Origin of the sequence: Corynebacterium sp. HMSC070E08 (assembly GCF_001808895.1) — a bacterium.
Taxonomy (GTDB): domain Bacteria; phylum Actinomycetota; class Actinomycetes; order Mycobacteriales; family Mycobacteriaceae; genus Corynebacterium; species Corynebacterium hiratae.
In genome coordinates this window covers 1-597 of the sequence record NZ_KV794734.1, presented here as the reverse complement: position 1 = coordinate 597, position 597 = coordinate 1, and the positions used below count along the sequence as shown (strand labels likewise).

Below are 597 nucleotides of genomic sequence, written 5' to 3'. Positions count from 1 at the left end.
GTTGTGTGGGGTGTTGTGTGAGAACTGTATAGTGGACGCGAGCATTAAACCATGTGCTTGTTACTGTCACTTTTTGTGTGGTGGCAATGTGTGTGGTTTGTGTGATTTCTTTGTTCTTTTGTGTTTTGTGTGTTCACACCAGCACAGTTTGTTGTGTTGGTTGTGTGTTCGTTATTTAGGGCGCATGGTGGATGCCTTGGCATGCTGAGCCGATGAAGGACGTGTAAGGCTGCGTTAAGCCTCGGGGAGTTGTCAATAAAGCGTTGATCCGAGGATGTCCGAATGGGGAAACCTGGCACCTGTTATGGGGTGTTACCCTTCAGTGAATTCATAGCTGTTGTGGGGGTTTACGCGGGGAAGTGAAACATCTCAGTACCCGTAGGAGAAGAAAATAAAATTATGATTCTGCTAGTAGTGGCGAACGAACGTGGATGAGGCTAAACCGTGTGCATGTGATACTTGGTAGGGGTTGTGTGTGCGGTGTTGTGGGCCCCAGCGTGCGGTGACTACCATCATCGTGCTTGTGTGTTGTTGTTAGGTGAAGTGGTGTGGAAACGCCTACCGTAGAGGGTGATAGTCCCGTAGTTGAAGGCTTCA

At 48.7% G+C, this 597-nt stretch carries 1 rRNA gene; it reads left to right on the top strand.

The window, feature by feature from the left end:
* Positions 1-164: 164 nt before the first annotated feature.
* Positions 165-597, top strand: a 23S ribosomal RNA gene (locus tag HMPREF2526_RS13465); the annotation flags it as partial.